The 22,269-nt window shown below is 55.5% G+C and carries 20 protein-coding genes; 6 read left to right on the top strand and 14 right to left on the bottom strand.

Annotated elements, in window-relative coordinates; translation table 11 throughout:
- Nucleotides 1–5 precede the first annotated feature (5 nt).
- From WA429_RS07770 to WA429_RS07755, 4 genes are read left to right on the top strand one after another with little or no spacing between them, the layout of a single operon-like run.
- Nucleotides 6–578: a TRAP transporter small permease subunit gene (locus tag WA429_RS07770; RefSeq protein WP_068517014.1), complete on the top strand. Its 573-nt coding sequence runs from the start codon at nucleotides 6–8 to the stop codon at nucleotides 576–578.
- A gap of 57 nt (nucleotides 579–635) precedes the next feature.
- Nucleotides 636–2,057, top strand: coding sequence for a TRAP transporter large permease (locus WA429_RS07765; RefSeq protein WP_114113022.1), 1,422 nt, complete (start codon nucleotides 636–638; stop codon nucleotides 2,055–2,057).
- A 13-nt stretch (nucleotides 2,058–2,070) separates the two neighbouring features.
- Nucleotides 2,071–3,423, top strand: coding sequence for an amidase (locus WA429_RS07760; RefSeq protein WP_287465477.1), 1,353 nt, complete (start codon nucleotides 2,071–2,073; stop codon nucleotides 3,421–3,423).
- A complete protein-coding gene (locus tag WA429_RS07755) occupies nucleotides 3,423–3,608 on the top strand; it encodes a hypothetical protein (protein ID WP_068516941.1) in 186 nt (61 codons plus the stop codon). Before WA429_RS07760 ends, WA429_RS07755 begins: the two co-directional genes overlap by 1 nt.
- Nucleotides 3,609–3,742: 134 nt before the next feature.
- On the opposite strand, the gene WA429_RS07750 is transcribed toward WA429_RS07755, so the two are convergent.
- The 10 genes from WA429_RS07750 to ehuR form a co-directional block, all read right to left on the bottom strand.
- Nucleotides 3,743–4,180: an EamA family transporter gene (locus WA429_RS07750; RefSeq protein WP_068516940.1), complete on the bottom strand. Its 438-nt coding sequence runs from the start codon at nucleotides 4,178–4,180 to the stop codon at nucleotides 3,743–3,745.
- 116 nt (nucleotides 4,181–4,296) lie between these two features.
- A complete protein-coding gene (locus WA429_RS07745; protein ID WP_068516939.1) occupies nucleotides 4,297–4,788 on the bottom strand; it encodes an Lrp/AsnC family transcriptional regulator in 492 nt (163 codons plus the stop codon).
- A 1-nt stretch (nucleotide 4,789) separates the two neighbouring features.
- Nucleotides 4,790–5,788 carry a N(2)-acetyl-L-2,4-diaminobutanoate deacetylase DoeB gene (gene doeB / locus WA429_RS07740; RefSeq protein WP_287465478.1) on the bottom strand — a complete coding sequence of 333 codons (999 nt, stop codon included), beginning with the start codon at nucleotides 5,786–5,788 and terminating at the stop codon, nucleotides 4,790–4,792.
- A gap of 101 nt (nucleotides 5,789–5,889) precedes the next feature.
- Nucleotides 5,890–7,071: an ectoine hydrolase DoeA gene (gene doeA / locus WA429_RS07735; protein WP_068516937.1), complete on the bottom strand. Its 1,182-nt coding sequence runs from the start codon at nucleotides 7,069–7,071 to the stop codon at nucleotides 5,890–5,892.
- 57 nt (nucleotides 7,072–7,128) lie between these two features.
- Nucleotides 7,129–8,121: a cyclodeaminase gene (locus WA429_RS07730; protein ID WP_287465479.1), complete on the bottom strand. Its 993-nt coding sequence runs from the start codon at nucleotides 8,119–8,121 to the stop codon at nucleotides 7,129–7,131.
- Nucleotides 8,122–8,126: 5 nt separating this feature from the next.
- Nucleotides 8,127–9,116 carry a hydroxyectoine utilization dehydratase EutB gene (eutB, locus tag WA429_RS07725; protein ID WP_287465481.1) on the bottom strand — a complete coding sequence of 330 codons (990 nt, stop codon included), beginning with the start codon at nucleotides 9,114–9,116 and terminating at the stop codon, nucleotides 8,127–8,129.
- 12 nt (nucleotides 9,117–9,128) lie between these two features.
- A complete protein-coding gene (locus WA429_RS07720) occupies nucleotides 9,129–9,914 on the bottom strand; it encodes a maleate cis-trans isomerase family protein (RefSeq protein ID WP_250284913.1) in 786 nt (261 codons plus the stop codon).
- A 117-nt stretch (nucleotides 9,915–10,031) separates the two neighbouring features.
- A complete protein-coding gene (locus WA429_RS07715; protein ID WP_068516934.1) occupies nucleotides 10,032–11,315 on the bottom strand; it encodes a TRAP transporter large permease in 1,284 nt (427 codons plus the stop codon).
- A 13-nt stretch (nucleotides 11,316–11,328) separates the two neighbouring features.
- Nucleotides 11,329–11,910, bottom strand: a complete 582-nt coding sequence (locus WA429_RS07710; protein ID WP_228194436.1) for a TRAP transporter small permease — start codon at nucleotides 11,908–11,910, stop codon at nucleotides 11,329–11,331.
- Between the two features lie 156 nt (nucleotides 11,911–12,066).
- A complete protein-coding gene (gene ehuR / locus WA429_RS07705; RefSeq protein ID WP_287465484.1) occupies nucleotides 12,067–13,464 on the bottom strand; it encodes a MocR-like ectoine utilization transcription factor EhuR in 1,398 nt (465 codons plus the stop codon).
- Between the two features lie 219 nt (nucleotides 13,465–13,683).
- On the opposite strand from ehuR, the gene WA429_RS07700 reads away from it, so the two are divergent.
- Complete coding sequence (locus WA429_RS07700) at nucleotides 13,684–14,703, top strand: TRAP transporter substrate-binding protein (RefSeq protein WP_068516931.1); 1,020 nt, start codon at nucleotides 13,684–13,686, stop codon at nucleotides 14,701–14,703.
- Between the two features lie 320 nt (nucleotides 14,704–15,023).
- Nucleotides 15,024–15,449, top strand: a complete 426-nt coding sequence (locus WA429_RS07695) for a hypothetical protein (protein WP_287465486.1) — start codon at nucleotides 15,024–15,026, stop codon at nucleotides 15,447–15,449.
- Nucleotides 15,450–15,584: 135 nt separating this feature from the next.
- Here the strand turns inward: WA429_RS07695 and WA429_RS07690 are convergent, their stop codons facing one another.
- The 4 genes from WA429_RS07690 to WA429_RS07675 all read right to left on the bottom strand — a co-directional run bounded on the left by WA429_RS07690 (nucleotide 15,585) and on the right by WA429_RS07675 (nucleotide 22,205).
- Nucleotides 15,585–16,985 carry an aspartate aminotransferase family protein gene (locus WA429_RS07690; protein ID WP_068516929.1) on the bottom strand — a complete coding sequence of 467 codons (1,401 nt, stop codon included), beginning with the start codon at nucleotides 16,983–16,985 and terminating at the stop codon, nucleotides 15,585–15,587.
- A 40-nt stretch (nucleotides 16,986–17,025) separates the two neighbouring features.
- Complete coding sequence (locus WA429_RS07685; protein ID WP_287465488.1) at nucleotides 17,026–18,513, bottom strand: NAD-dependent succinate-semialdehyde dehydrogenase; 1,488 nt, start codon at nucleotides 18,511–18,513, stop codon at nucleotides 17,026–17,028.
- 179 nt (nucleotides 18,514–18,692) lie between these two features.
- Nucleotides 18,693–18,938, bottom strand: a complete 246-nt coding sequence (locus tag WA429_RS07680) for a hypothetical protein (RefSeq protein ID WP_287465489.1) — start codon at nucleotides 18,936–18,938, stop codon at nucleotides 18,693–18,695.
- 30 nt (nucleotides 18,939–18,968) lie between these two features.
- On the bottom strand, nucleotides 18,969–22,205 hold the full coding sequence (locus tag WA429_RS07675; RefSeq protein ID WP_287465490.1) for an ABC transporter transmembrane domain-containing protein: 3,237 nt from the start codon (nucleotides 22,203–22,205) through the stop codon (nucleotides 18,969–18,971).
- Nucleotides 22,206–22,269: the final 64 nt, after the last annotated feature.

Raw genomic sequence — 22,269 nt, 5'->3', positions numbered from 1 at the left:
GTTTCATGATTGGATTTATTGAATTCGCGGACAAGCTTTCGGGCTGGTTTGGCAAGGCTTTTGGCTGGCTGATCATTTTGATGACACTGGGCATGAGCTATGAGGTTGCTGCGCGATATATTTTTAACGCGCCGACGACCTGGTCACTTGATGTTTCATTCATCATGTATGGCACGCTCTTTATGATGGGTGGGGCTTATACCCTGTCACGCGGCGGACATGTCCGTGGGGATTTCCTGTATCGTCTCTGGAAACCCAAAACACAGGCCATGGTCGACCTGGTGCTTTATATCTTCTTCTTCTTCCCCGGGGTGACGGCGCTCATTCTGGTTGGCAGCAAATATGCCATCCGGTCGTGGGGATATGGCGAAGTCAGTGTGAACAGCCCGGCGGGTGTTCCGATTTTCCAATTCAAGGCGGTGATGGTCGCGGCCGGAATTCTTCTTTTCATTCAGGGTATCGCACAGGTGATGCGCTGCATTCTGTGTATCCGTGAAGGGTACTGGCGCAATGCAGAGGATGATGTTGAAGAAACCGAAGAACTGCTGATCAAACAGCGTGTGACCAAAGAAGACTGATGATGATCAGCCTTTGTCATACACGCGCAAGACACGCCCCCGAACGGAGCTTCCAAAGTGATTGACGCACATGTCGCCCTTATGATGTTGGGCATCTTTATTATACTGGTATTTCTGGGTTTCCCGGTTGCCTTTACCCTGATGGCGCTGGGGATCGGATTTGGCTACTACGCCTATTTTGATGCCGGTCGTATGTGGCGGGCCTTTAACCGGCTTGCCGAAGACAGCGATACCCTTACCTCTGCGCTGACCTGGTTTGAGGGGGCGTTCAATAACCGAATATTCGACCTGTTTATCAACCAGACATACACGGTGATGTCCAACGAGGTGCTGACCGCAGTACCGCTGTTCCTGTTCATGGGCTATATCGTTGAGCGCGCCAATATCGTCAACCGGTTGTTCTCCACCCTGAATATCGCGGCCCGCAATATCCCCGGGTCACTCGGTGTTGCAGCCCTGATCACCTGTGCATTGTTTGCAACGGCCACCGGTATTGTCGGTGCGGTTGTGACCCTTATGGGGATGCTGGCACTGCCCGCGATGCTCAAGGCACGCTATGACAAAAGCTTTGCTGCGGGCATTATTTGTGCCGGTGGTACGCTTGGCATTCTGATCCCGCCTTCGATCATGCTGATTGTTTATGCCGCCGCATCGGGTGTGTCGATCGTGCGCCTTTATGCCGGTGCGCTGTTGCCGGGTCTGACCCTTGTCGGTTTGTATCTGCTGTATGTGATGGGCCGTGCAATGTTGCAGCCCAAAGCCGCACCGCGTCCGACCAGCGATGAAATCCCGGAAGTTCCGTTGCCGCAGGTTCTGTGGATGCTGGCGACCTCGTTCTTCCCGCTGGCGTTTCTTATTCTGGCGGTTCTGGGCTCGATCCTGTTTGGTCTGGCAACCCCGACCGAAGCAGCATCGATCGGTGCACTGGGCGGGATGATCCTTGCCGCGGCCTATCGTGCGCTGACCTTTGATCGCCTGCGTGAGTCGGTTTATCTGACGGTGCGGACATCGGCGATGGTGTGCTGGCTGTTTGTCGGCTCCTACACTTTCTCGTCTGTGTTCTCCTATCTTGGCGGCGAACATGTGATTGCGGAATTTGTCGGTGGACTGGACCTGACCCCGCTTCAGTTCCTGCTGCTGGCACAGCTGATCATCTTCCTGCTTGGCTGGCCGCTGGAATGGTCGGAGATCATCATCATCTTCGTACCGATCTTCCTGCCGCTGCTGCCGCTGTTTGATATCGATCCGCTGTTCTTTGGTATTCTTGTTGCCCTGAACCTTCAGACATCCTTCCTGACCCCGCCAATGGCGATGTCGGCCTATTATCTGAAGGGGGTTGCGCCAAGCGGCATCCTGTTGACCGATATCTTCAAGGGCATCATGCCGTTCCTGTTCATGGTTATTGTCAGCATGGTTCTGATGTACGCGTTCCCGCAGATCGTGTTCCATCTGCCTGACCTGTTCTATGGCGCACGGTAACGGGGGCATTCAGATGACTGAAATCAACCCGTTACTGACACTAGATGTTATTGAACTGCGCGACCGCCTTGCCAGCGGGGCGGTCCGTGCAGTCGAATATGTCGAGGCCTGTCTTGCCCGCATCGCCGAGGTCGAACCCCAGGTTCAGGCCTGGGCGTGGCTGGATGGGGATCATGCCCTTGCCCAGGCGCGGGCGCTTGATATCCGGCGGCAATCCGGTGCACCGATCGGACCGTTGCACGGGCTTCCGGTCGGTCTCAAGGATGTGATTGATACGGCTAAAATCCCGACGTCAAACGGCACGGTTCTTGATGAGGGACGCGTGCCCGAAGAAGATGCCGTGCTGGTTTCGCGCCTTAAGGCAGCCGGTGCGATCATTATGGGCAAAACGGTTTCGACCGAACTTGCCTTTATGCATCCGTCAAAAACCCGCAACCCCCATAACCCGGAACATACCCCGGGCGGGTCATCTGCCGGGTCGGCCGCCGCAGTTGCCGCGGCCATGGTGCCGCTTGCCGTGGGAACCCAAACCGGTGGATCGGTGATCCGTCCGGCATCGTTTTGCGGTGTCGTCGGGTTCAAGCCGACCTTCGGGGCCATTGCCCGGACCGGCGTTCTAAGCCAAAGCCCGACCCTTGATACGATTGGGGTGTTTTCCAATTCGGTCAATGGTGCGGCGCTGGTGGCCGAAAGCCTGTTTGGCTATGATCCAAAGGATCCTGCAACGACGCCAAGCCCGGCACCAAGATTGCTTGAAATCGCAAAAAGCGATCCGCTGGTGACCCCGATGTTTGCGTTTGTTCGTCCGCCGCAATTTGAAGAAGTTGCAGACGAAGAAACCGTCATGGCATTTCAGGAAATCACCGGGATGCTGGGGGATCAATGTTTCGAGGCCCCGCTGCCAAAGGCGTTTGATGATGCCAATGCGTTGCGCGCACGCATCAACTTTGCCGAAATGGCCAAGGATTACTACGACTATGAAAAGCGCGGTCGCGCACAATTGTCGCCCGAAATCTTTGAGGCGATCGACAAGGGCAATGACATCAAGGCGCGCGATTATCTTGCGGCACTTGACTGGCGCACGGTGCTTAATGCCGGGCTTGAGGAAGTCTTTAACCGGTGTGACGTGATCATCACGCCGGCGGCAACAGGACCGGCACCGAAAAATCTTCAGACAACCGGTAATCCGATCTTTAACGGGCTCTGGACGTTTTGTGGCACCCCGGTGGTTACCATTCCGCTGTTATGGTCACAGAACGGCATGCCGATGGGCATTCAGCTTGTTGGCCGGGTTGGCGATGATGCGCGTTTGATGCGCACGGCAAACTGGTTGAAAAAATTCCTCAAAAATCAGGAGGACGCGTAATGCAAAGCGGTCTTTTAAATCGTGTTATGGCGCTGTTGGCGTTTGTCATTCTGGTCGGGTTTGTCGGCATTCTGGTGGCCTATGTGCCGCGCTGGGATCTTGCCATCATGGTTTCGATCTGTATCGGGCTTGCCGGTTGGGACATCTGGCGTGTCGCCATGGGCCATTCCGAAGACAAACACTGATTTGTTCAGGGAATACCAATACCCTGAAGATCACAGATAGATGTGAGCAAACTGACGAGGCAGGGAGATGTTCCTGCCTCTCTTTTTGTGGATAGGGCTTTGTGGTTGGAGCTTTTTGGTTTGGGGCAGGGACGCTATCCCCGCCAAGCGATCAGGGCGGCACCACTACCGATCATGGCGACACCCAGCCAGCTGACCATGGTCAGTTTTTCACCCAGGAAGATCGCGCCAAACACCGCAACCAGCACGACGCTGAGCTTGTCAATCGGGGCCACCTTGGCGGCTTCGCCGATTTTAAGAGCGCGGAAATAACACAGCCAGGATGCACCGGTAGCCAGTCCAGACAGGATCAGGAAATACCAGGTTTTTGCCGATATGGTGGCCGGATTTTCCCAGGCCCCCTTGGTCAGCATGATCACCCAAACCATGATCAATATGATGATGGTACGAACAAAGGTTGCGAAATCGGAATTGATATTGGCCACCCCGACCTTGGCGAAGATTGCTGTTAATGCGGCAAAACAGGCCGCAAGCCCGGCCCAGAGTTGCCAGCTGTCGATTACTTCTTTCATCGGTTTATCCTGCCAAATGCGTGTATGCGGGCAATCCGGTTGGGGATTGCCCGCGATATCATAATCCCTGACTGTTAAGACGTTTCAAACGCCCATAACCAGGAATATTCACGCATTTATCGCCGTTCGGGTGGCTCGACCAGGTTTTCGACCGGGATGATGGCGGTGGTTTTGACCTTTTTGGTCACAATATAGGTGAAATACCGGTCAATCCCGATATCGGACACCAGCAACCGGTCGATCAGACGTTGATAGGCATCAACATCATGACAAAGCACCTTGAGCATGTAATCAACCCCGCCACCAAGTGCATAGCATTCGATGATTTCGGGGATGTCCTGCACGGCCTTTTCGAAAATTTCGAAATCGGCATGCTGATGATGACGCAGGGTGACTTCGGTCATCACCAGTGTCGGTTTGACCAGCTTTTCAAGGTTGAGATGGGCGTGATACCCCGAAATAACGCCAAGATCTTCAAGGCGTTTCAAACGTTCCCAGCACGGGCTGGGCGAAAGGTTCACCGCCTCGGCCAGTTTGACCTTGGTGATGCGCCCTTCGCGTTGCAGGGTTTTAAGGATTTTCAGATCCAGCTCATCCAGCCTGATCATGTCAGAGTACCTTTGCAATCACAGCCAGGCAGTCGCCAGTCTTGATAAGTCCCGGGAAATGGCGACATGACAGAATGCCGTCACGGGCCGCGTGATATTCGCGCGGGGGCGTGCCGGTGCGTTCAACATCATAAATGCGCGCGATCAGATCGCCCTTTTTGACCATTGCACCCAGATCGACACAGGGTTCGAAAAGCCCGGTGGCCTCGGATGCGACAAAGCAGCTATCATCGGGCATATCGAGCATGGTGGTCCCCGACGGGGCCGGTTCAATGTCACCGGTCATGATCCCGGCATGGATCAGAAGATTACGCACCCCGCGATCGGCAATCGCCACCCGTTCAGCCGTGGTTGAACCACCCCCACCGAGTTCAGTGGTGACAAAGGTTTTACCGGCTTCCTCGACCACAGTGTCAAACATGCCAACCGCATCAAGTTCAAGCATCATCATGGCATAGGGGGCGCCAAATGCCTTCATCGCGGCAACACACCGGGCTTCCTGTTCCTTGTCAGGCAGGACGTGGGCGGCTGCAAACGGAATGAAATCAAGTGTCTTGCCGCCGGAATGGATATCGAGAACGATATCGGCCATCGGCACCAGACGGCGGAAAACGTAATCGGCGATCTTCTGGGTCACGGTTCCGTCGGGTTTGCCCGGGAAGCTGCGATTGAGGTTGCCGGCATCAATGGGCGACGTGCGCGATGCATTGCGAAAGGCCGGATAATTCATGGCCGGCAGGATAATGACGCGACCGGTAATGTCGGATGGTTGAAGCGATCCTGCCAGTTTGAACAGCGAAACCAGCCCTTCATATTCGTCACCATGGTTGCCGCCGGTCAAAAGGGCGGTCGGGCCATCGCCGTTCTGGATAACGGTAATCGGGATCATCACAGCGCCCCAGGCGGAATCGTCGCGCGAATAGGGCAGTTTTAAAAAACCGTGATGCACGCCATCCTGATCAAGGGGGATCGTCGGGCTGATGGGGGATGGTTTTGTCATGGTCGTGTCCTTGGTCTTGCGACCGTCTTGTACGGGCTTTGATATCGGGCAACCGGGCCCCGCATCGTAAGTCGATGGCGCGGCCCGGTGCGGCTTTTGGCTTAGTTCTTTACAAACAGCTGACGCGGATAGCTGGTCAGTGTTTTGCTGCCGGTTTCCGTGATCATCATGCTTTCGGTGATCTCGATCCCCCAGTCATCAAACCAGAGACCCGGCATGAAGTGGAATGTCATGCCCGGTTCAAGGACCGTGCGATCACCGGGACGCAGGCTCATGGTGCGTTCGCCCCAGTCCGGCGGATAGGACAGCCCGATCGGATAGCCACAGCGGCTGTCTTTTTCGATGCCGAATTTCTGAAGCACCCCAAAGAAGGCAAGGGCGATGTCTTCGCAAACATTTCCTGGTTTGGCGGCTTCGAGCCCGGCCTGAAGGCCTTCGATCAGGGCACTTTCGGCATCAAGGAACCGTTGATCCGGGTCGCCAAGGAAGATCGTGCGTGACAAGGGCGCGTGATAGCGTTTGTAGCAGCCCGCGATCTCGAAAAAGGTTCCGGCATCGCCGGGGATGGGTTTTTCATCCCAGGTCAGATGCGGCGCACTGGCATCCTGCCCGGATGGCAGCAACGGCACGATCGCCGGATAATCACCGCCAATGCCGTCAATCCCGGCAATCCCGGTACGAAAGATTTCGGCAACCAGTTCGTTCTTGCGCATGCCCGGTTCGACAATTTCGAAAATGCGTTCATGCATGTTTTCAACAATGCGGGCAGCCTGACGCATATAAAAAATTTCGGTCTCGGATTTTACCGCGCGCTGCCAGTTTACCAGTGCGGTGGCATCGGAAAACTTGGCATTGGGCAGATGGGTCTGGAGTTGAAGGAACGCCTTGGCCGAGAAATAGTAGTTATCCATTTCCACGCCGATACGGCGACTTGCCCAGCCGCGATGTTCGATGACCTCGGACAGGTAATCCATCGGGTGATGGGTCGTCGATTGCACATAGTAATCGGCATAGGGGATGATGCGATCATGGGTCATATAGACCGTGCGCTTTGCCCCGTTGGCATCCTGGGATCGCCCGAACCAGATCGGATCATCTTCGATCGGGACAAGCACACATTGATGGACATAAAAGGACCAGCCGTCATAGCCGGTCAGCCAGGCCATGTTTGACGGATCGGTGACGATCAAAAGATCGATGCCCCTTTCCACCATGGCGTTTTTGGTTTTCTCCAGACGCTCGGCATATTCCTCGCGCGTGAAATTCAATTCAACCTGGCTCATCGCAGGCCTCCAAAAAAGGCGGGTTTCAGTTTTTCCTGACCCATTGTCCTTGTGTTATTAAGACGAAATCTCGACGCCAGCAGCGACCAAGTCGCAGCGTTGACGGGCGAGGGTGGCGATTGCGGTGTCCTGGACACCGGTTCCGGTCAGGTCACAGACCGTAATCTGCGCGGCAGATGTCCTGCCGGTTGCCGATTTGGCGATGATCTGACCGAGTTCGGGGAATGCGGCATCAGGGGCAACAATCCCGGCAGCCAAGGCGTGATGAAGTTCGCCAAGGATGCTGGTCTGTGCCTGACTGTCGCAGACATAAAGATCCGCCCTGCCGATCAGGGCCGGATCAACTTCGTTTTTATGTTCGGCATCCGATCCCATGGCCGTGACATGGGTGCCCGGTGCAATCCAGTCGGCCATCAAGACCGGTTCACGGGCCGGGGTTGTGGTGACGATGATATCGGCGTTCGATGCGGCCTCCTTGCCATCATCGGTGGCCGATACCGGGATGCCCAGTTCAAGCGACGCCTTTTTGGCACATGCTTCGGCCTTGGCGATGTCACGGGCCCAAATGGTGGCAGAGGTGATATCGCGCACCAGTGTCAGCGCCTTGAGTTGCAGGCGGGCCTGCACACCGGCCCCAAAGATGGCGGCATGTTTGGCATCCTTGCGCGCAAGATGGTTCGCGGCAACGCCGCCCGCTGCTGCTGTTCTCACATCGGTCAGATAGCCGTTATCAAGCAGGACGGCCTCAAGCATGCCGGTTTTTGATGAAAACAGGTTCATCATGCCATTGACCGACGGCAGGCCCAGTTTGGGATTGTCAAAGAAGCCCGGGCTGATCTTGATGGCAAAGCTGTCAAGTCCCGGCACATAGGCGGTTTTGACATCGACCTCGCCATTATGCTCTTCGATATCAAGGCGCAGGATCGGCGGCATGCGCACATCCTTGGTCGCCAGTGCGTCAAAGGCATCTTCAACGCATTTGATCGCATCACGATCAAGATCGATGACGTTGCGAAGATCGCTTTCGGTCAGAATTCTGATTTTGGGCATATCGGTTACTCCGCCATCAGGTCGACGTCTTCGCCGCCGGCAATGCGTTTGTGCAATTCCATATCGATGTTGCAGCCCGTGGTCAGGACAACCGTCCGTCCGGGGTTATCCACCAGACCGGCGCGCAGGGCGGCGATGCCAACGGCGCCTGATCCTTCGATCACCTGTTGATCATCGTGATAGGCCGCACGAATGCCGTCTGCGATCTGGGCTTCGTTGACCAGAACAAAGTCATCGGTCAGATCGGCGCACATATCGAATGTGTACTGGTTGTTTTCGCCAATGCCGCCACCAAGACTGTCGGCCAATGTCGGCAATTCCCGAACAGCGGTTGGTTTGCCTTCCTGAAGGCTTGTGATCATTGCGCAGCCGCGTTCCATCGAAATGCCGACCACCCGGATGGCCGGATTGATCGATTTCGCCACCAGCGCAACCCCGGCCAGAAGCCCGCCGCCAGACAACGGCACCAGAAGGGTATCGACATCCGGAAGGGCTTCGATGACTTCAAGTCCAAGTGTGCCCTGACCGGCAATGATGTCGGCATGATCAAAGGGCGGCAGCATGGTCATGCCGTCTTCCTTGACCAGACGGTCGACTTCAAGCTGGGCTTCGTCCTGGGACTGTCCGGTAATGCGGACTTCGGCCCCTTGGGCGCGAATGCCGTCGACCTTGTTCTTTGGCACCAGTTCGGACATGCAGATGACCGGCCGCACCCCGGCATTGCGCGCGGCATAGGCAAGGGCACGACCGTAATTGCCGGTCGAAACGCCGACCACGCCTTTGGCCTTCTGATCATCGCTGAGGCGCAAGACAGCGTTGGCAGCACCGCGCAGCTTGAAGCTTCCGGTATATTGTTGGTGTTCGCATTTCAGCCAGACGGGGCTCCCGACACGCTCGGACAGGGCGGTAGAGGGGCGCAATGGCGTATGGATCACATGACCCGCAATGGTTTTGCGGGCAGAAAGAACATCAGCAAATGTGATGGGGTCTTTCATGGCGACCTCGACTTATTCTTCGGGTTGTGGGGCATGGTCAAACAGGGTTCCGAACCCCGTGACCGGTTTGTCATAACCAAGCAGATGCAGCGCATGCCAGATCAGGGCCTGATTGCTGGTGATCACCGGCTTGCCGAGCTTCTTTTCAGCCTCGGCGGCGATTTCGGCCGACCGAATGGCCGTGCAGGAAATGAAAACTGCATCTGCATCGGGTGTGTCGGCCTTAAGGGCTGCTTCAAGCAGAATGCCCGGGGGCAGTGCGGTCATGTCCTGATCGCTATCAAGCCCAAATCCCATCAGACGGGTGGCCTCGAAACCCTGTGCGGCAAAGCCGTCGGCGACCGAGCGGGTAACGTCGGCAACATAGGGGGTCAGGATGGCAATTTTTTGCGCCTTTACCGCGCGCAGGGCCAATTCACCGGCAAGAAGCGGGTTGGTGACCTTTACACCGGGCATCCCCTGATGGATCAGGGATGCGATCCGTTCCGAACCGGTGACAGCCGTGCCCGACGTACAGCCAAATATCGCAACATCCACCCCGTATCCGGGCAGCAAGGTGCGGGCCGCGCGTGGCAGGTCATCGGCCATCGCACGCAGGTTTTCGACCGTGACCGGATTGGCATTTTCAATCCGGGTGGTGAACAGACGAATATCGGCCGGCAGGATGCCGCGCAGGTCATCCTCGCTATTGAAGTCAGTCGCCAGTGTGATCAGCCCGATCTTGCCCGCCGGTCCGACCGGATCAGGAAAATAGGGCAGGTCTACCGGCTCTGGCGTGACCGCTGGGGATACGGACATCGTCCTGAACTCCATGGATGGGGCGGTCTTTGTGTTTTGATCGGGACCGCCCCGGGTTTCACATGCTGTCGAATTTGTTTCCGGGACAGTGCCCGGTTTCTGCCAGACTGGTGTCGGTTAACGGAATGCCAGTTCAGGCAGGAACAACGCGATCTGCGGAACGAAAATCAGAATCACCGCTGCCAGCAGCAGCATGAAAATGAACGGTGGCGTCCCGCGAATGACCTCGGCATAGGGTCGCCTGAAGATCGCGATGGCCGTAAAGATATCGCACCCGAATGGTGGTGTTGCCGATCCGATCGCGACCTGAAGCGTGACCAGTGTGCCGACCAGAACCGGATCAAGACCGGCCTGATTGACCAGCGGCATGAAGATCGGTGTCAGAACCAGAATGACGACAATCGGGTCGACAAACATGCAGCCGATAAAGAACGCGATGCAGATGGCGGCCAGAATGATGTAGGGGTTGGCACCTTCAAGACCCAGCGCACCAATGACATGCTGCGGGATCTGGGCAAAGGAAATGACAAACGAGAATGTCGTTCCAGCGCCAACCAGAATAAACACAACTGCGGTAATCAGGCCGGTGGAGCGCGCAATTTCAAGCAATTCGGACCATTTGACCGATTTGAAGATCAGAACTTCAAGAATGATTGCATAAACCACGGCAACGGCTGCGACCTCGGTCGGGCTGACCCAACCCAGATAGATGCCCCCGACAATCAGAACCGGGAACATGATCGCCGGACCGGCATTGATCACGGCCCGTCCGCGTTCCGCCCAGGTCATGCGCGGGATGGTCGGGATATTGTTCTTTTTAGCGTAATACATGCAGTAAAGCGAGAACATGATCAGGATCAGAATGCCCGGACCAATCCCCGCGAGGAACAGCTCGCCAATCGAAACCTTGCCAACCACGCCAAACACGATCATGCCGATTGATGGCGGGATCAAAAAGGCAATGTCACTGGCATTGATGATCAGGGCCATGGCGAATTTGTCTTCGTAGCCGGCCTTGAGCATCTTGGGACGCAGCGGTCCCCCCATGGCAACAACGGTTGCCTGGGTCGAGCCCGATACCGCGCCAAACAGCGTACAGCCAAGGGCGGTGGTCACTGCAAGACCGCCACGCACATGACCGACAAATGTCATGGCAAGGTCAATCAGCCGGTTGGCGGTATGGCCCTTTGTCACGATATCGGCGGCAAAGATAAACATCGGCACGGCGATCAGGGCCACGGGCGAAATGCCGGTAACCATTTGCTGAATCAGGATGCGTTCCGGGATCGGCATGTAAAAGGCAAATGCCACAACACTGGCGGTTGCCAGCGGTACCATCATCGGGAAGCCAAGTACCAGCAGGACCAGCATCACCAGAAGGATTGAGGTTCCAAGATCCATTTTTCCGTCCTCCTTACAGGTGATGATCTTCGGCTTCGAACGTGTCTTCGACCCGATAGGACAGATGGGTCCCCGGTTTGAAGATGTTCGTTGCAGCGGCAAACAGGAACTGGATGCCGGTAACGGTCAGACCGAACGGAACCCAGAGGACGGTGAAGTAATACGGTATGCGCAAGGCCGGGGTCAGGCGGTTCGACTTGATCAGGGACATCACATAATCGACGGAATACCAGGCCAGAAGAAACAGAAGGCAGGCCGTCCCGGTGGTGATGATGATCATCATGATCTTGCTGGTCGTCGGGCCGAGCATGTCGGTAAAGGCGGACATGCGAATATGGCGCCCCATGCGGGCGGCCTCGCTGATGCCGACGAATGTGACAAGAATGATCAGAAACTGATTGAGTTCTTCGGAAAAGAAGATGCTCGAACTGAAGACAAGGCGCATGATCACGTTGGCGACGGTATTGACCGCCATGATCACGATGCTCCACCCCAGAAGCTGACGTTCGATCACGGATAACCCGTCATCAAGACGTTTCAGAATGCCCAACACCCCACCACTCGGGGCGGGGGTCTCCCCGTTTGAACCTGACATACGACCTCCTTGATGCGCGTGCGAGACATTGTTGCAGAACGTGATGTGCGGTGAATGGTTCCCTCCCACACAGTATTGCCGTTCGCTTCGCGCCGGTCTGGTCAGAATAAAAACGCTTTGTGACGGTTCAATCAGATTTTTGTCATGGCACAAAAATCAATACATAACGTCGAAGGCATGAACGCCGGGCATCTGTTCCATGGTATGGCGGATTTGCATCAGCCCGTGATGCAATGTCGGGGTGTCGGGGGCTCCGCCAAGGCAGATGCGAATGGCATTGGGGCGGGGGACCTTTACGGTCATGAAGGGGTCGGAAATCGTAACCGCAATGCCGTTTTTACGCAGTTCGGAGGCAAACCATTCTTCCTGCCAATGGGCGGGAATACGGACCCACGCGCTCAGGGATGTCGGGTGATGGCGCACGACCGCACTGCCCAGAATATCGGCGACAAGGGCCTGGCGTTCGCGCATCAGGGCGCGTTGCACGGTGACAGCCTGTTCGACCGTACCATCGACAATCCAGCGTGCGCCGATCTCTGCCATCATCGGAGTCCCCATCCAGCCGGTGACGCGCAACACGCTGCTGGCGCGAATCGACAAGTGCTGGGGAACGGTCAGGAAACCGGTGCGCAGGCCCGGCATGACGATCTTGGTCAGGCTTGAAACATGAAAGCCGAGCTTGGGCAAAAAGCTTGTGATCGGGGGCAGGTTTTGTTCAAGAAGCGGGCGATAAACGTCATCTTCAATGACATACACACCGTAATGTTCGGCGATTTCAGCGATCTTCTTGCGCCGTTCCAGCCCCATCAGGCAGTTGGTCGGGTTGGTGAAAATCGGGGTGACGACAAGGGCGCGGATCTGCCGGTTGCGGCATTCGCGTTCAAAGGCATCGGGCAGGATGCCTTCGTCATCGGTCGGCAGGGCGCCGAGTTTAAAGCGCAGAATACTCGCAGTTCCGATGACCCCATGGTCGGTCAGGCTTTCGGTCAGGACCACGTCGTCGGGCTGAACAACCGTGGCAAGGGCAGTGAAAACCCCCTGTGCTGCGCCATTGGTGATCAAAAGATTGGGGATGGCAACATCAACGCCATGTCCGGCAAGCCAGGTGCGGCCGATGTCACGGTGATATTCAAACCCGGCGACCGGACGGCAGCTTTCCATCCAGCTGTGATGGGGTTCTTCGGACAGGCGGGTATTGATCTGCCGCGACAGATCATTGTGAAAATCGCTATAGGCGGCGCGTACGATTGACAGGTCGATCAGGTCGGGTTGCCGACTGTCGAGGATGAAGGTCGATGCCCGGTCGGTCAGGCGCGCCTGGACAAAGGTGCCGCGGCGGCGTTCGGATCTGAGATAGCCCTGACGTTCGACTTCCTTATAGGCCGCACTGACGGTTTGCACGCTGACTTTCAGGCGATAGGCCAGTTCGCGATGGGTTGGCATGCGAACGTCGTGGCGCAATCTGCCCGACTCGATATCGGTGATGATTGCTTCGACCAGTGCCTTGTATTTCGGACCTGTTTCGCCGCTGAGATTGATGTCTGGCAGCCACATTGTTCGATTTCCACCCTCGTTGTTTTGTCGAACCCTAACATGAGCTGCGGGTTAATGTGTAGACGTCAATGTTATTTTGTCATGAAACAAAACTAGCATTGACCTGATGCAGGAACATTTCAACACTTTGCGCGTTCATGACATTGATGTGCCAACCAAACGCCCCTGAATCCGGGTCAAAACTCGGTCGTTGCGCGTAACAATAAGGGAGACTTCGATATGAGTTTGAACAAACTCTTCAAGGCAACCCTGTCTGCTGCCGCCCTGTTCGCAGTAGCCGGGACCGCCGTCCATGCCGAAGAATGGAAATTCGCCCACGAGGAAAGCCCGGGTGATGTTCAGGATCTTTATGCCAAGGAATTCAAACGCCTTGTTGAAGAAAAGACCAATGGCGATGTGACGGTTACCATTTACACCTATGGTCAGCTCGGCACGGAAAACGACATTACCGAATTGACGGCGGCAGGTGCTGTTCAGTTCTCGAACGCGTCACCGGGTCACCTTGGTACCTTTGTTCCGGAAATCCAGGTCTTTGGTGTTCCGTATCTGTTGTCGCAGGACAACGATGTGAACAAAAAGGTCCTGTCGAGCAGCCCGACCATTTATGAAGGTCTTTCGAAGGATTTCGAGTCCAAGGGGCTTAAGCTTTATACCATGTACCCGGAAGGCGAAATGGTCTGGACCACCAAGAAAGAAGTCAAGAAACCGGCTGATTTCGACGGTGTGAAATTCCGCGTCATGACCTCGCCGATCCTGATCGAGACCTATAAATCGTTCGGTTCCGATCCGGTCGCACTGCCGTGGGGTGAAGTTTATTCGGGCCTGCAGACCAGCGTGATCGACGCACAGGTCAACCCGATCTTCTTCATCGAAAGTGCCAAGTTCTATGAAGTTACCGACTATCTGATTTATGCCGGTCAGCAGCAATACACCACCACGGTGGTCTCGAATGCCGACTTCTATGCAGGTCTGTCTGACGAGCGCAAGGCAATGCTGGCAGAGGTGAAATCCGAACTCGACGACTTCATCTATGAAGCCCAGAAAAAAGCCAACGACGCAGCACTTGATCGCATCAAGAAAGCCAAGCCGGACATCCAGGTGATCCGTCTTGACGATGCACAGCGCGCAGCGTTCAAAGACGCTTCCAAAGGCATTGGCGCAAGCCTGGTCGAGGAAGTCGGTGGCGACACCAAAGAAGTTCTGGACTCACTTCGCAAGGAATTCGGCACCGAGATGTAATAACGTCTCGCCGTCTTCAACGGTGATCTGACAAAACCCCGCAGCACCTTGCTGCGGGGTTTTTTGTATTTTGAGATTTAATACCAAAAGTTGTATTTTTTAATGGTTGATATCTTGGCGTGCATTTCAAACCTGTGCCGCAAATGACGTATGCATCGCGGATGCCCGGTCTGTTTTCGATGCGCGGGTGCTTGATCGATGTGCTGACGGGCGGGGCGGACGATGTTGCAAACCTCACAATAACGGGGGTCAGCCGTCTAATACGTGCCCATTCCGATAACCGGTCTGTGGTGTTGAAACTGACGTGAAAGGAACTGGCCGTGAATATATTCAACCTGCTTCAATGTGCCCGTGATGCTATTTTTCCGGTGCTGATGTTTGCGTTGATGGCGCTTGGAACATTCGTAACCTCGCCCAAGGCAGAGGTCCTCAACCCCAATGGTGTGCCCGTGTCGCCGGCTGAATGGTCGGAAAAGTCGCCTGATTCTGCGGCGGTGACTGTGCGTGATGCGCTTAGCAATTCCGCAAACAGCACTGTCGTTTCAGGGGTGACCAACAGCAATGCTGCGCCTTATCTGAACCTGTCGGGTTCTGACAGTGCCGGTTCGATCTGGTGGCCGGCGGACAATGGCGGCAATGCCGAAATCAAACTTCAAATCATCAATGCATCCGGCAGTGTGACCGGCAGTTGCGCTGTGTCGTCAAAAAAAGGGGCGTCTGGCAAGTTTGAAACGGTTTGTCAGTAATCCAAATCCCTGGATCAGCGGTGCCGTGACCATCAATGACAAAAATTAAAACAGGGGCCGGTCATGGGCCCGGCCCCTGTTCGTGCACCGCGTCGGGAAGAAGGTTTGACGCGGCGGGGATTATGTTCCGCCGGATTATTTACCCGCGGCGACTTCGTCAGCAACGGCATCGACCGCCTGTTTGGCGATATCGACGACCTTGTCGATTTCTGCCTTGGTGATGCAAAGCGGCGGGGCAAAGCCAAGGATGTCACCGTGCGGCATTGCGCGTGCAATCATGCCGCGTTCAAGACAGGCGGCTGACACACGCGGGCCGATTTTTGCGTTTGGATCGAAACGTTCCTTTTTGGTTTTGTCGGCAACAAATTCCAGGGCCGCCATCAGGCCAACACCGCGGGCTTCGCCCACCAGCGGATGATCCTTGAAGGTTTCACGCAGCAGATGCTGGAAATAGCCACCGGTCTCGGCCGCATTGCCCGTCAGGTTTTCACCATCGACAATATCAAGGTTGGCATTGGCAGCCGCCGCACATACCGGATGGGCGGAATAGGTCCAGCCATGGCCGATCGGGCCCATCTGATCGGATCCCTGTTCCAGGACCTTCCAGACGCGTTCACCGATAATCACACCCGAAAGCGGCAGATAGCCCGATGATACACCTTTGGCAATCGTGATCAGGTCGGGTTTCATCCCGTAATGCTGGGACCCGAAATAGGACCCGGTACGACCAAACGCGGTGACAACCTCGTCGGCAACCAGAAGAACGTCATATTTGTTCAGAACCGCCTGAATGGCATCCCAGTAACCTTCTGGCGGGGTGATGATGCCGCCCGTGCCCATGACCGGTTCGCCGATAAAGGCGGCCACCGTTTCCGGACCTTCGCGCAGGATCATTTTTTCAAGATCATCGGCACAACGTTTGGCAAATTCGGCCTCGGTTTCGCCGGCCTCGGCGTTCCAGTAATGGTGCGGGCAGGTGGTGTGCAAAACTGGTGCCCGCGGAAGGTCAAACGCATTGTGGAAGGCCGCAAGACCGGTCAGGCTGCCGGTCATGATCCCGGAACCATGATAGCCGCGCCAGCGCGAGATGATCTTTTTCTTCTGCGGCAGGCCGCGGATATTGTTGTAGTACCAGATCAGCTTGATGTTGGTTTCGTTCGCATCCGAACCCGACATGCCGTAATAGACGCGCTGCATGCCTTCTGGGGCGCTTTTGACAATGCGGTCCGACAGACGAATGATCGGTTCGTTACTGTGTCCGACATAGGTGTGGTAGTAGGCCAGTTCCTTGGCCTGGGCGTAAATCGCATCGGCGACTTCGGTGCGGCCATAACCGATATTCACGCAATAAAGACCGGCAAAGGCATCAAGGGTTTCTTTGCCTTCGGTGTCATGGATATAGATGCCCTTGCCGCCATTGATTATGCGGTTCGGGGTTTCCCCGGCGGCGTGCTGGCGCATATGGGTGGATGGATGCATGAAATGCGCCCGATCCATTTCCTGCAAGTCGGCGGTGGTGTTTTTGATGACATTCATTTTGCTTCTCCCATGTGAATGCGGTGGTCGTTCTGGCGCATCAGGCCTTGTAGGCGGCGCAGACATATTTGAGTTCGGTGAATTCTTCGAGACCGTGACGCGATCCCTCGCGACCCAGGCCTGACTGTTTGACCCCGCCAAACGGAATGGGGGCGCCGGTGATCTTGACGCAGTTAAGCGCGACCATGCCGTATTCCAGGGCATTGGAAACCCGTGCTGCACGGTCATGATCATTGGTCAGCAGATAGGCGGCCAGACCATATTCGCTGTCATTGGCCTGTTGGACGACATCATCTTCATGGTCAAAGGCCATGACCGGTGCGACCGGGCCAAATGTTTCTTCGCGATAGATTTGCATATCGCTTGTGACATCGGCCAGAAGTGTCGGGGCATAGAACAAGCCACCCATCTTTTTGCCGCCGGTCAGAACGCGCGCACCTTTGGCGCGAGCATCCGCCACATGTTGTTCGCATTTGGCAATAGCGCGATCATGCATCAAAGGTCCGATTTCGACATGTTCCTCGATGCCGTTTCCAACCCGAAGGGCGGCAATCGCCTTGGCATATTTGTCAAGGAACGCATCGTAAATGCCGCGCTGGACAAAGATGCGGTTGGCTGCAAGGCAATCCTGTCCGCTGGTGGCGAATTTGGCATTGATTGCATGTGCCACGGCCTCGTCGACATCAACATCATCAAACACGATGAACGGAGCATGACCGCCAAGTTCCATCGACATTTTCTTGATGGTCTGAGCCCCTTGTGACAGCAACAAACGTCCAACTTCGGTCGAACCGGTAAAGGACAATGCCCGCACCAGCGGATTTCCGCACAGCTCACCCACCACCGGGTTGGGATCACCGGTAACGATATTGAACACGCCCGCCGGGATACCGGCCCGTTCGGCCAGTTCGGCAAGGGCAGTGGCGGAAAACGGCGTTTCGGTTGCCGGGCGGACGATCATGGTGCAACCGGCTGCCAAGGCAGCAGCGGCCTTGCGCGTGATCATTGCGCACGGGAAGTTCCATGGTGTGACGGCTGCGGTAACGCCGATCGGTTCGCGCTTTACGCTCATATTGCGGCCGGGAAGGTGGGACGTGATGTTTTCAACATTCACGCGTTTGGCTTCTTCGGCATAAAATTCGACAAAGCTTGCCGCGTAATCGATTTCGCCACGCGCTTCGTTGATCGGCTTGCCCTGTTCAAGGGTCATCAGCAAAGCCAGATCTTCCTTGTTCTCGATCAGAAGATCATGCCAGCGGCGCAGTGCCGACGCACGTTCCTGGGGCAGCAACCCGGCCCATGCCGGAAAGGCCGCGCGGGCCGCGGCAATGGCCTTGCGGGTTTCAAAGATTCCCATATTCGGGACTGTGCCGATAAAACTTCCGTCGAACGGGTTGGTGACTTCGATAACCTGAAGATTATCGGCCGAGCACCAGCGTCCATCGATATAGGCGTGTTCGCGCAGCAGCCGCAAATCGGCAAGCTGGCTTAACGACACACAACGCTGTTCTTTTGACTGTGCCGTCATTTTGACCTCCTTGAGAACCAGCCGACACTTCCGGTCGAGCCTGTTTGTTGAACTGCAAGGAAGCTATCAGCAGTTTCTCAGAGGAGGTTTCCGAACTCGGACCCAAATGATGCGTTTTTTTTGGTCCGCCATGGTCAAATCCGGATGTTTTTTCTGCGCGGGCGCAAAGCGCCCGGTTTTCAGTCGTCAGGCGATGTCAGATATTTCTGCATTTCGCGTTTCTGACGGCGTTTTTCGATCACGGCACGGATGATAATCACCAAAAAGAACAGAACAACCACACTGGTCGACATCGGAAAGGCAAAGGGAATGCCAAGGACGAAAACCAGCGCCCCGACGATGCTGCCGCCCAGCAGGGCCATAAACCCGCCAAGCATGACAATGGCCATCACCGCAGCAAGCAATATGGAAGCAACTTTGTTCACGATCGGCTATTTCAACAATTCAGGGCACATTTAGTCGCTTGTCCGGCTGCTGAGTTGTTTGGTGGTTTGATCCAGTCTGTCTGCAAGGACACGGATCAGCTGTACCGCGACGGCCTGGTCCTGTCGGACAAGGCCAAGGAATTCCGTTTTATCGAGTTTGAGAACCGTCATGTCCTCGACAGCACGGATGGTTGCCGAACGCGGTGCATCGACCAGAAGGGCGATTTCGCCGATGACTTCCTTGGGATGGACGTCGCGCAGTTTCAGGGTTTGTTGTTCCTCGGTGGTCAGCCAGATTTCACCGCGACCGGAAATCACGATAAAGGCCGCATCGCCCGGGTCACCCTGTTTGACAAGGACCTCGCCATGTTTGAAGGTCAGGCGCGGACTGGTAAAGGCCAGCAGCTTGACGACACTGGGGTCAAGACCGGCAAACAGCGGAATGGTGCGCAGCAGCCGGACTTCCTGTTCGATATTGCCATCGGCAAGAATGGCGGCATCGTCTTCGGTTTCGGTGGTGTCGCTGCTGTCATCGTCGGTATGGCTGCGGCGTTTGACCAGTTTGCCGTTCGACATATGCAGCAATGTATCGAACTTGTCATTGTCCTGATCATCGCCATCAACCCAGACCAGACTGGTATTGTCGTTTTCCCCGGTCAGATAATTGATGACGCTTTCACGGGTTTCACGGTCAAGTGCCGACAATCCTTCGTCGACAACCAGAAGATCGGGATTTTTGATCAGGGCGCGGACAAGGGCGATTTTCTGACGCAGGTTCTGTGACATACGACTGCCGCCGACACCGACCTGACTTTCAAGACCGAGTGCAACCAGCCCTTCATACAGGCGGCCTTCATGGGCGATTTCGAACAGGACTTCGCCAACGCGTTCTTCTGAGTGCGCTCGGCCATAGGCAAAGCGACCAAACAGAAGGTTGTCAATGATCGGGGCAGCCGGGGCGTAACCGTCTGCTTCGAAGAAGTCGATATGTTGTGACAATTCTTTTGGCAGGTTGGCGCGAATTTTCGGACGCGCCTTGAGAATCAGGTCACGGAAATCATCATCAATCACCCGCAAACGATGGCGGGCCGGGGTCAGTTGCATAGCAACGTCAAGCAGACGAAGCTGGTCTTCTTCGCGCATGTCATCGACAGCAACGCCGTCTGTGCGTTTCAGGATGTTTTTGACATCGGCAATCTCATCGGCCGAGACAAAGCTGTAACGATCGAAAAATTCATGCCCGGGCGGCAGGCCGGTAAACAGTTCGATCATCAGATCAAGTGTTTCACGACCCATCTTGACCATTTTGTCATAGAGTCCGTTTTCCCGCAGGCTTTCCTGAATGTAAGGATGAGACAGGAATTCATAACGCTTGAAATCGGTACGCGATGGCGACCCGAACATCAGGTTCACGCCGACCGGGGCGTTATCATTGTATTTTTCGATGTCATAGGGTTCGACAAGATCGGACAATTGCCGTTCTTCAAGGATCGCCTTCAGGCGCGGGCGGACATCAAGGATGGCCTCGACAAGGTCAGGGCGTTCTTCGGCATTGATCCGGCGCGACAGGCCGATCCGGTAGATGTCCCGATCCAGACCCACAACTTCAAGCAGGCGCAAAAGTTCGCTGCGCAATTCATCAAGCGACTGATAGCCCGGCCCGATATAATCAATCCATTCGGCAGACGGATCATAGGGGATGTTGCCCGACATCCTGATTTCGTCATACATCTCGCGGGTCAGCTTCCAGGGCAGATCGGCCGGATCTGACAGTTCGATGGTCTCGACGAATTTCGGAAGCGGATATTTAGGATCGTCTGTTTGATGCTTTCCGTCCTGTTTGGTGCGGGCAAGCGCGTTTTTGGCGTCGGATTTTTCAGGGTCCGGATTATCGTTTTCCGCATCCTGATCAATGATGACCGGGCGGTGCTTCAATCCGTAAAACAGGTTATCGGCGATGCTGCCATTAAACAGATAGGCATCCGCCCCGACATAGGCCAGACGCTGGCCGATGACCGCGGGTGGCAACGCGGTTGCATCAAGATCATTGAACTGGATGCGTCCGCTGGTCGGATCAAGAATGCGCGCCAAAAGACGGGCAAGCTGGGACTTGCCGCTGTCGGAGGATCCGGTCAGAAGGGCATTGCCCGGAAGCGCCATGTTAAAGGAAACATTTTCAACAACGCGGGTGCCGTCTTCGTCGATCCATGACAGGGCACTGACATCAAGCGGGCCGGAAAGCGAAGGCGACAAAGGCGCACTAAGCTGATGTTCGGGCGCAAGATCCGGCAGTTCGAACTGTTCATGCAGCTGTTCATATTTGATATGCGCATCCGCCAGACGCTGGTAATAGGCCAGCAATTCTTTCCACGGTGCTGACATGTCCTTATAGGCGGCAAGGGCCGCGACCAGCGCCCCGAAGCTGAGATCACCGGTAATAACCAGATAACCGCCAATCGAATAGAAAAAGAACGGCGTGATCTGGGCAATGAAGTTGTTGAGAAACTTGATAAAGAATTTGCGGTAATAGATTTCCTTGCGGATTTCAAAAATCCGGCCCAGACGCTGGGTGAAATGGGTAAGTTCAAACCCTTGGGTTTCATGGGCGCGAATATCGGTCGCACCACCAACGGTTTCGCCGATATGCTCGGACATGCGTCGCACGTTTTGCACGCGCTGCTTGCCAAGCAGGTTCACCCGGCGCTGCAATTTGGGGATCAGATATCCCTGCAACGGATAAAAGGCGACCGCCGCAAGACCCATCAGCGGGTCCTGGATAAAGATAAAGGCTGAAATCGTGATCAGGATGCCGCCCTGATAAAGCGGAAGGGCGAATGCCTCGCCAAAGAAGCCGCCGAGCGGTTCGGCCTCGGCGGTGATCATTGAAACGATTTCACCCTGACTGGTTTTGCGAAAATGCGGCAGGGGAAAACGCAGGACACGGTCAAACAGCTCATAGCGCATTCGTCTGAGCATGCGTTCTGCCATCACGCCCTGATAGACGTTGATGAAATATTTGAACCCGCCATTCACAAACACAAGCGACAAGAAAATTGCCGACAGCGCAAACAGATATTCAATCTGGTTCAGCGGCACGCCAAGAATATCATAGGGCGCGCCGGCACCACCGATGGCTTCGTTGACGATTTGCTTTGGCAGGTCGAGCGAATAATACAGGAAGGGAAATGAAAGCAGCGTCACCACGGTCAGGATGATCTGCTGAAGGCGACTATGGCGCCAGATATAGGCAAAGACCGATTTGGGCATTCGCACGTCCCGTCTGTTGCATTGGAACTTTTTGTTCCTGTCGCTCGTTTTTATTGGGTGCAGT

This window comes from Thalassospira sp. CH_XMU1420-2, assembly GCF_037029325.1.
In the GTDB taxonomy this organism is placed as follows: domain Bacteria; phylum Pseudomonadota; class Alphaproteobacteria; order Rhodospirillales; family Thalassospiraceae; genus Thalassospira; species Thalassospira povalilytica.
Note: the sequence above shows the minus strand (reverse complement) of the source record. Positions and strands in the feature narration are given on the sequence as shown.

What these genes read in the sequence shown, in the direction of transcription:
- ehuR (WP_287465484.1), bottom strand. Translation starts at nt 13,464, where the DNA reads ATGTGGCTGCCAGACATCAATCTCAGCGGCGAAACAGGTCCGAAATAC.
- WA429_RS07675 (WP_287465490.1), bottom strand. Translation starts at nt 22,205, where the DNA reads ATGCCCAAATCGGTCTTTGCCTATATCTGGCGCCATAGTCGCCTTCAG.
- WA429_RS07750 (WP_068516940.1), bottom strand. Translation starts at nt 4,180, where the DNA reads ATGAAAGAAGTAATCGACAGCTGGCAACTCTGGGCCGGGCTTGCGGCC.
- WA429_RS07755 (WP_068516941.1), top strand. Translation starts at nt 3,423, where the DNA reads ATGCAAAGCGGTCTTTTAAATCGTGTTATGGCGCTGTTGGCGTTTGTC.
- doeB (WP_287465478.1), bottom strand. Translation starts at nt 5,788, where the DNA reads ATGACAAAACCATCCCCCATCAGCCCGACGATCCCCCTTGATCAGGAT.
- doeA (WP_068516937.1), bottom strand. Translation starts at nt 7,071, where the DNA reads ATGAGCCAGGTTGAATTGAATTTCACGCGCGAGGAATATGCCGAGCGT.
- WA429_RS07760 (WP_287465477.1), top strand. Translation starts at nt 2,071, where the DNA reads ATGACTGAAATCAACCCGTTACTGACACTAGATGTTATTGAACTGCGC.
- WA429_RS07685 (WP_287465488.1), bottom strand. Translation starts at nt 18,513, where the DNA reads ATGACGGCACAGTCAAAAGAACAGCGTTGTGTGTCGTTAAGCCAGCTT.
- WA429_RS07745 (WP_068516939.1), bottom strand. Translation starts at nt 4,788, where the DNA reads ATGATCAGGCTGGATGAGCTGGATCTGAAAATCCTTAAAACCCTGCAA.
- WA429_RS07700 (WP_068516931.1), top strand. Translation starts at nt 13,684, where the DNA reads ATGAGTTTGAACAAACTCTTCAAGGCAACCCTGTCTGCTGCCGCCCTG.
- WA429_RS07730 (WP_287465479.1), bottom strand. Translation starts at nt 8,121, where the DNA reads ATGCCCAAAATCAGAATTCTGACCGAAAGCGATCTTCGCAACGTCATC.
- WA429_RS07715 (WP_068516934.1), bottom strand. Translation starts at nt 11,315, where the DNA reads ATGGATCTTGGAACCTCAATCCTTCTGGTGATGCTGGTCCTGCTGGTA.
- WA429_RS07710 (WP_228194436.1), bottom strand. Translation starts at nt 11,910, where the DNA reads ATGTCAGGTTCAAACGGGGAGACCCCCGCCCCGAGTGGTGGGGTGTTG.
- WA429_RS07720 (WP_250284913.1), bottom strand. Translation starts at nt 9,914, where the DNA reads ATGTCCGTATCCCCAGCGGTCACGCCAGAGCCGGTAGACCTGCCCTAT.
- eutB (WP_287465481.1), bottom strand. Translation starts at nt 9,116, where the DNA reads ATGAAAGACCCCATCACATTTGCTGATGTTCTTTCTGCCCGCAAAACC.
- WA429_RS07770 (WP_068517014.1), top strand. Translation starts at nt 6, where the DNA reads ATGATTGGATTTATTGAATTCGCGGACAAGCTTTCGGGCTGGTTTGGC.
- WA429_RS07690 (WP_068516929.1), bottom strand. Translation starts at nt 16,985, where the DNA reads ATGAATGTCATCAAAAACACCACCGCCGACTTGCAGGAAATGGATCGG.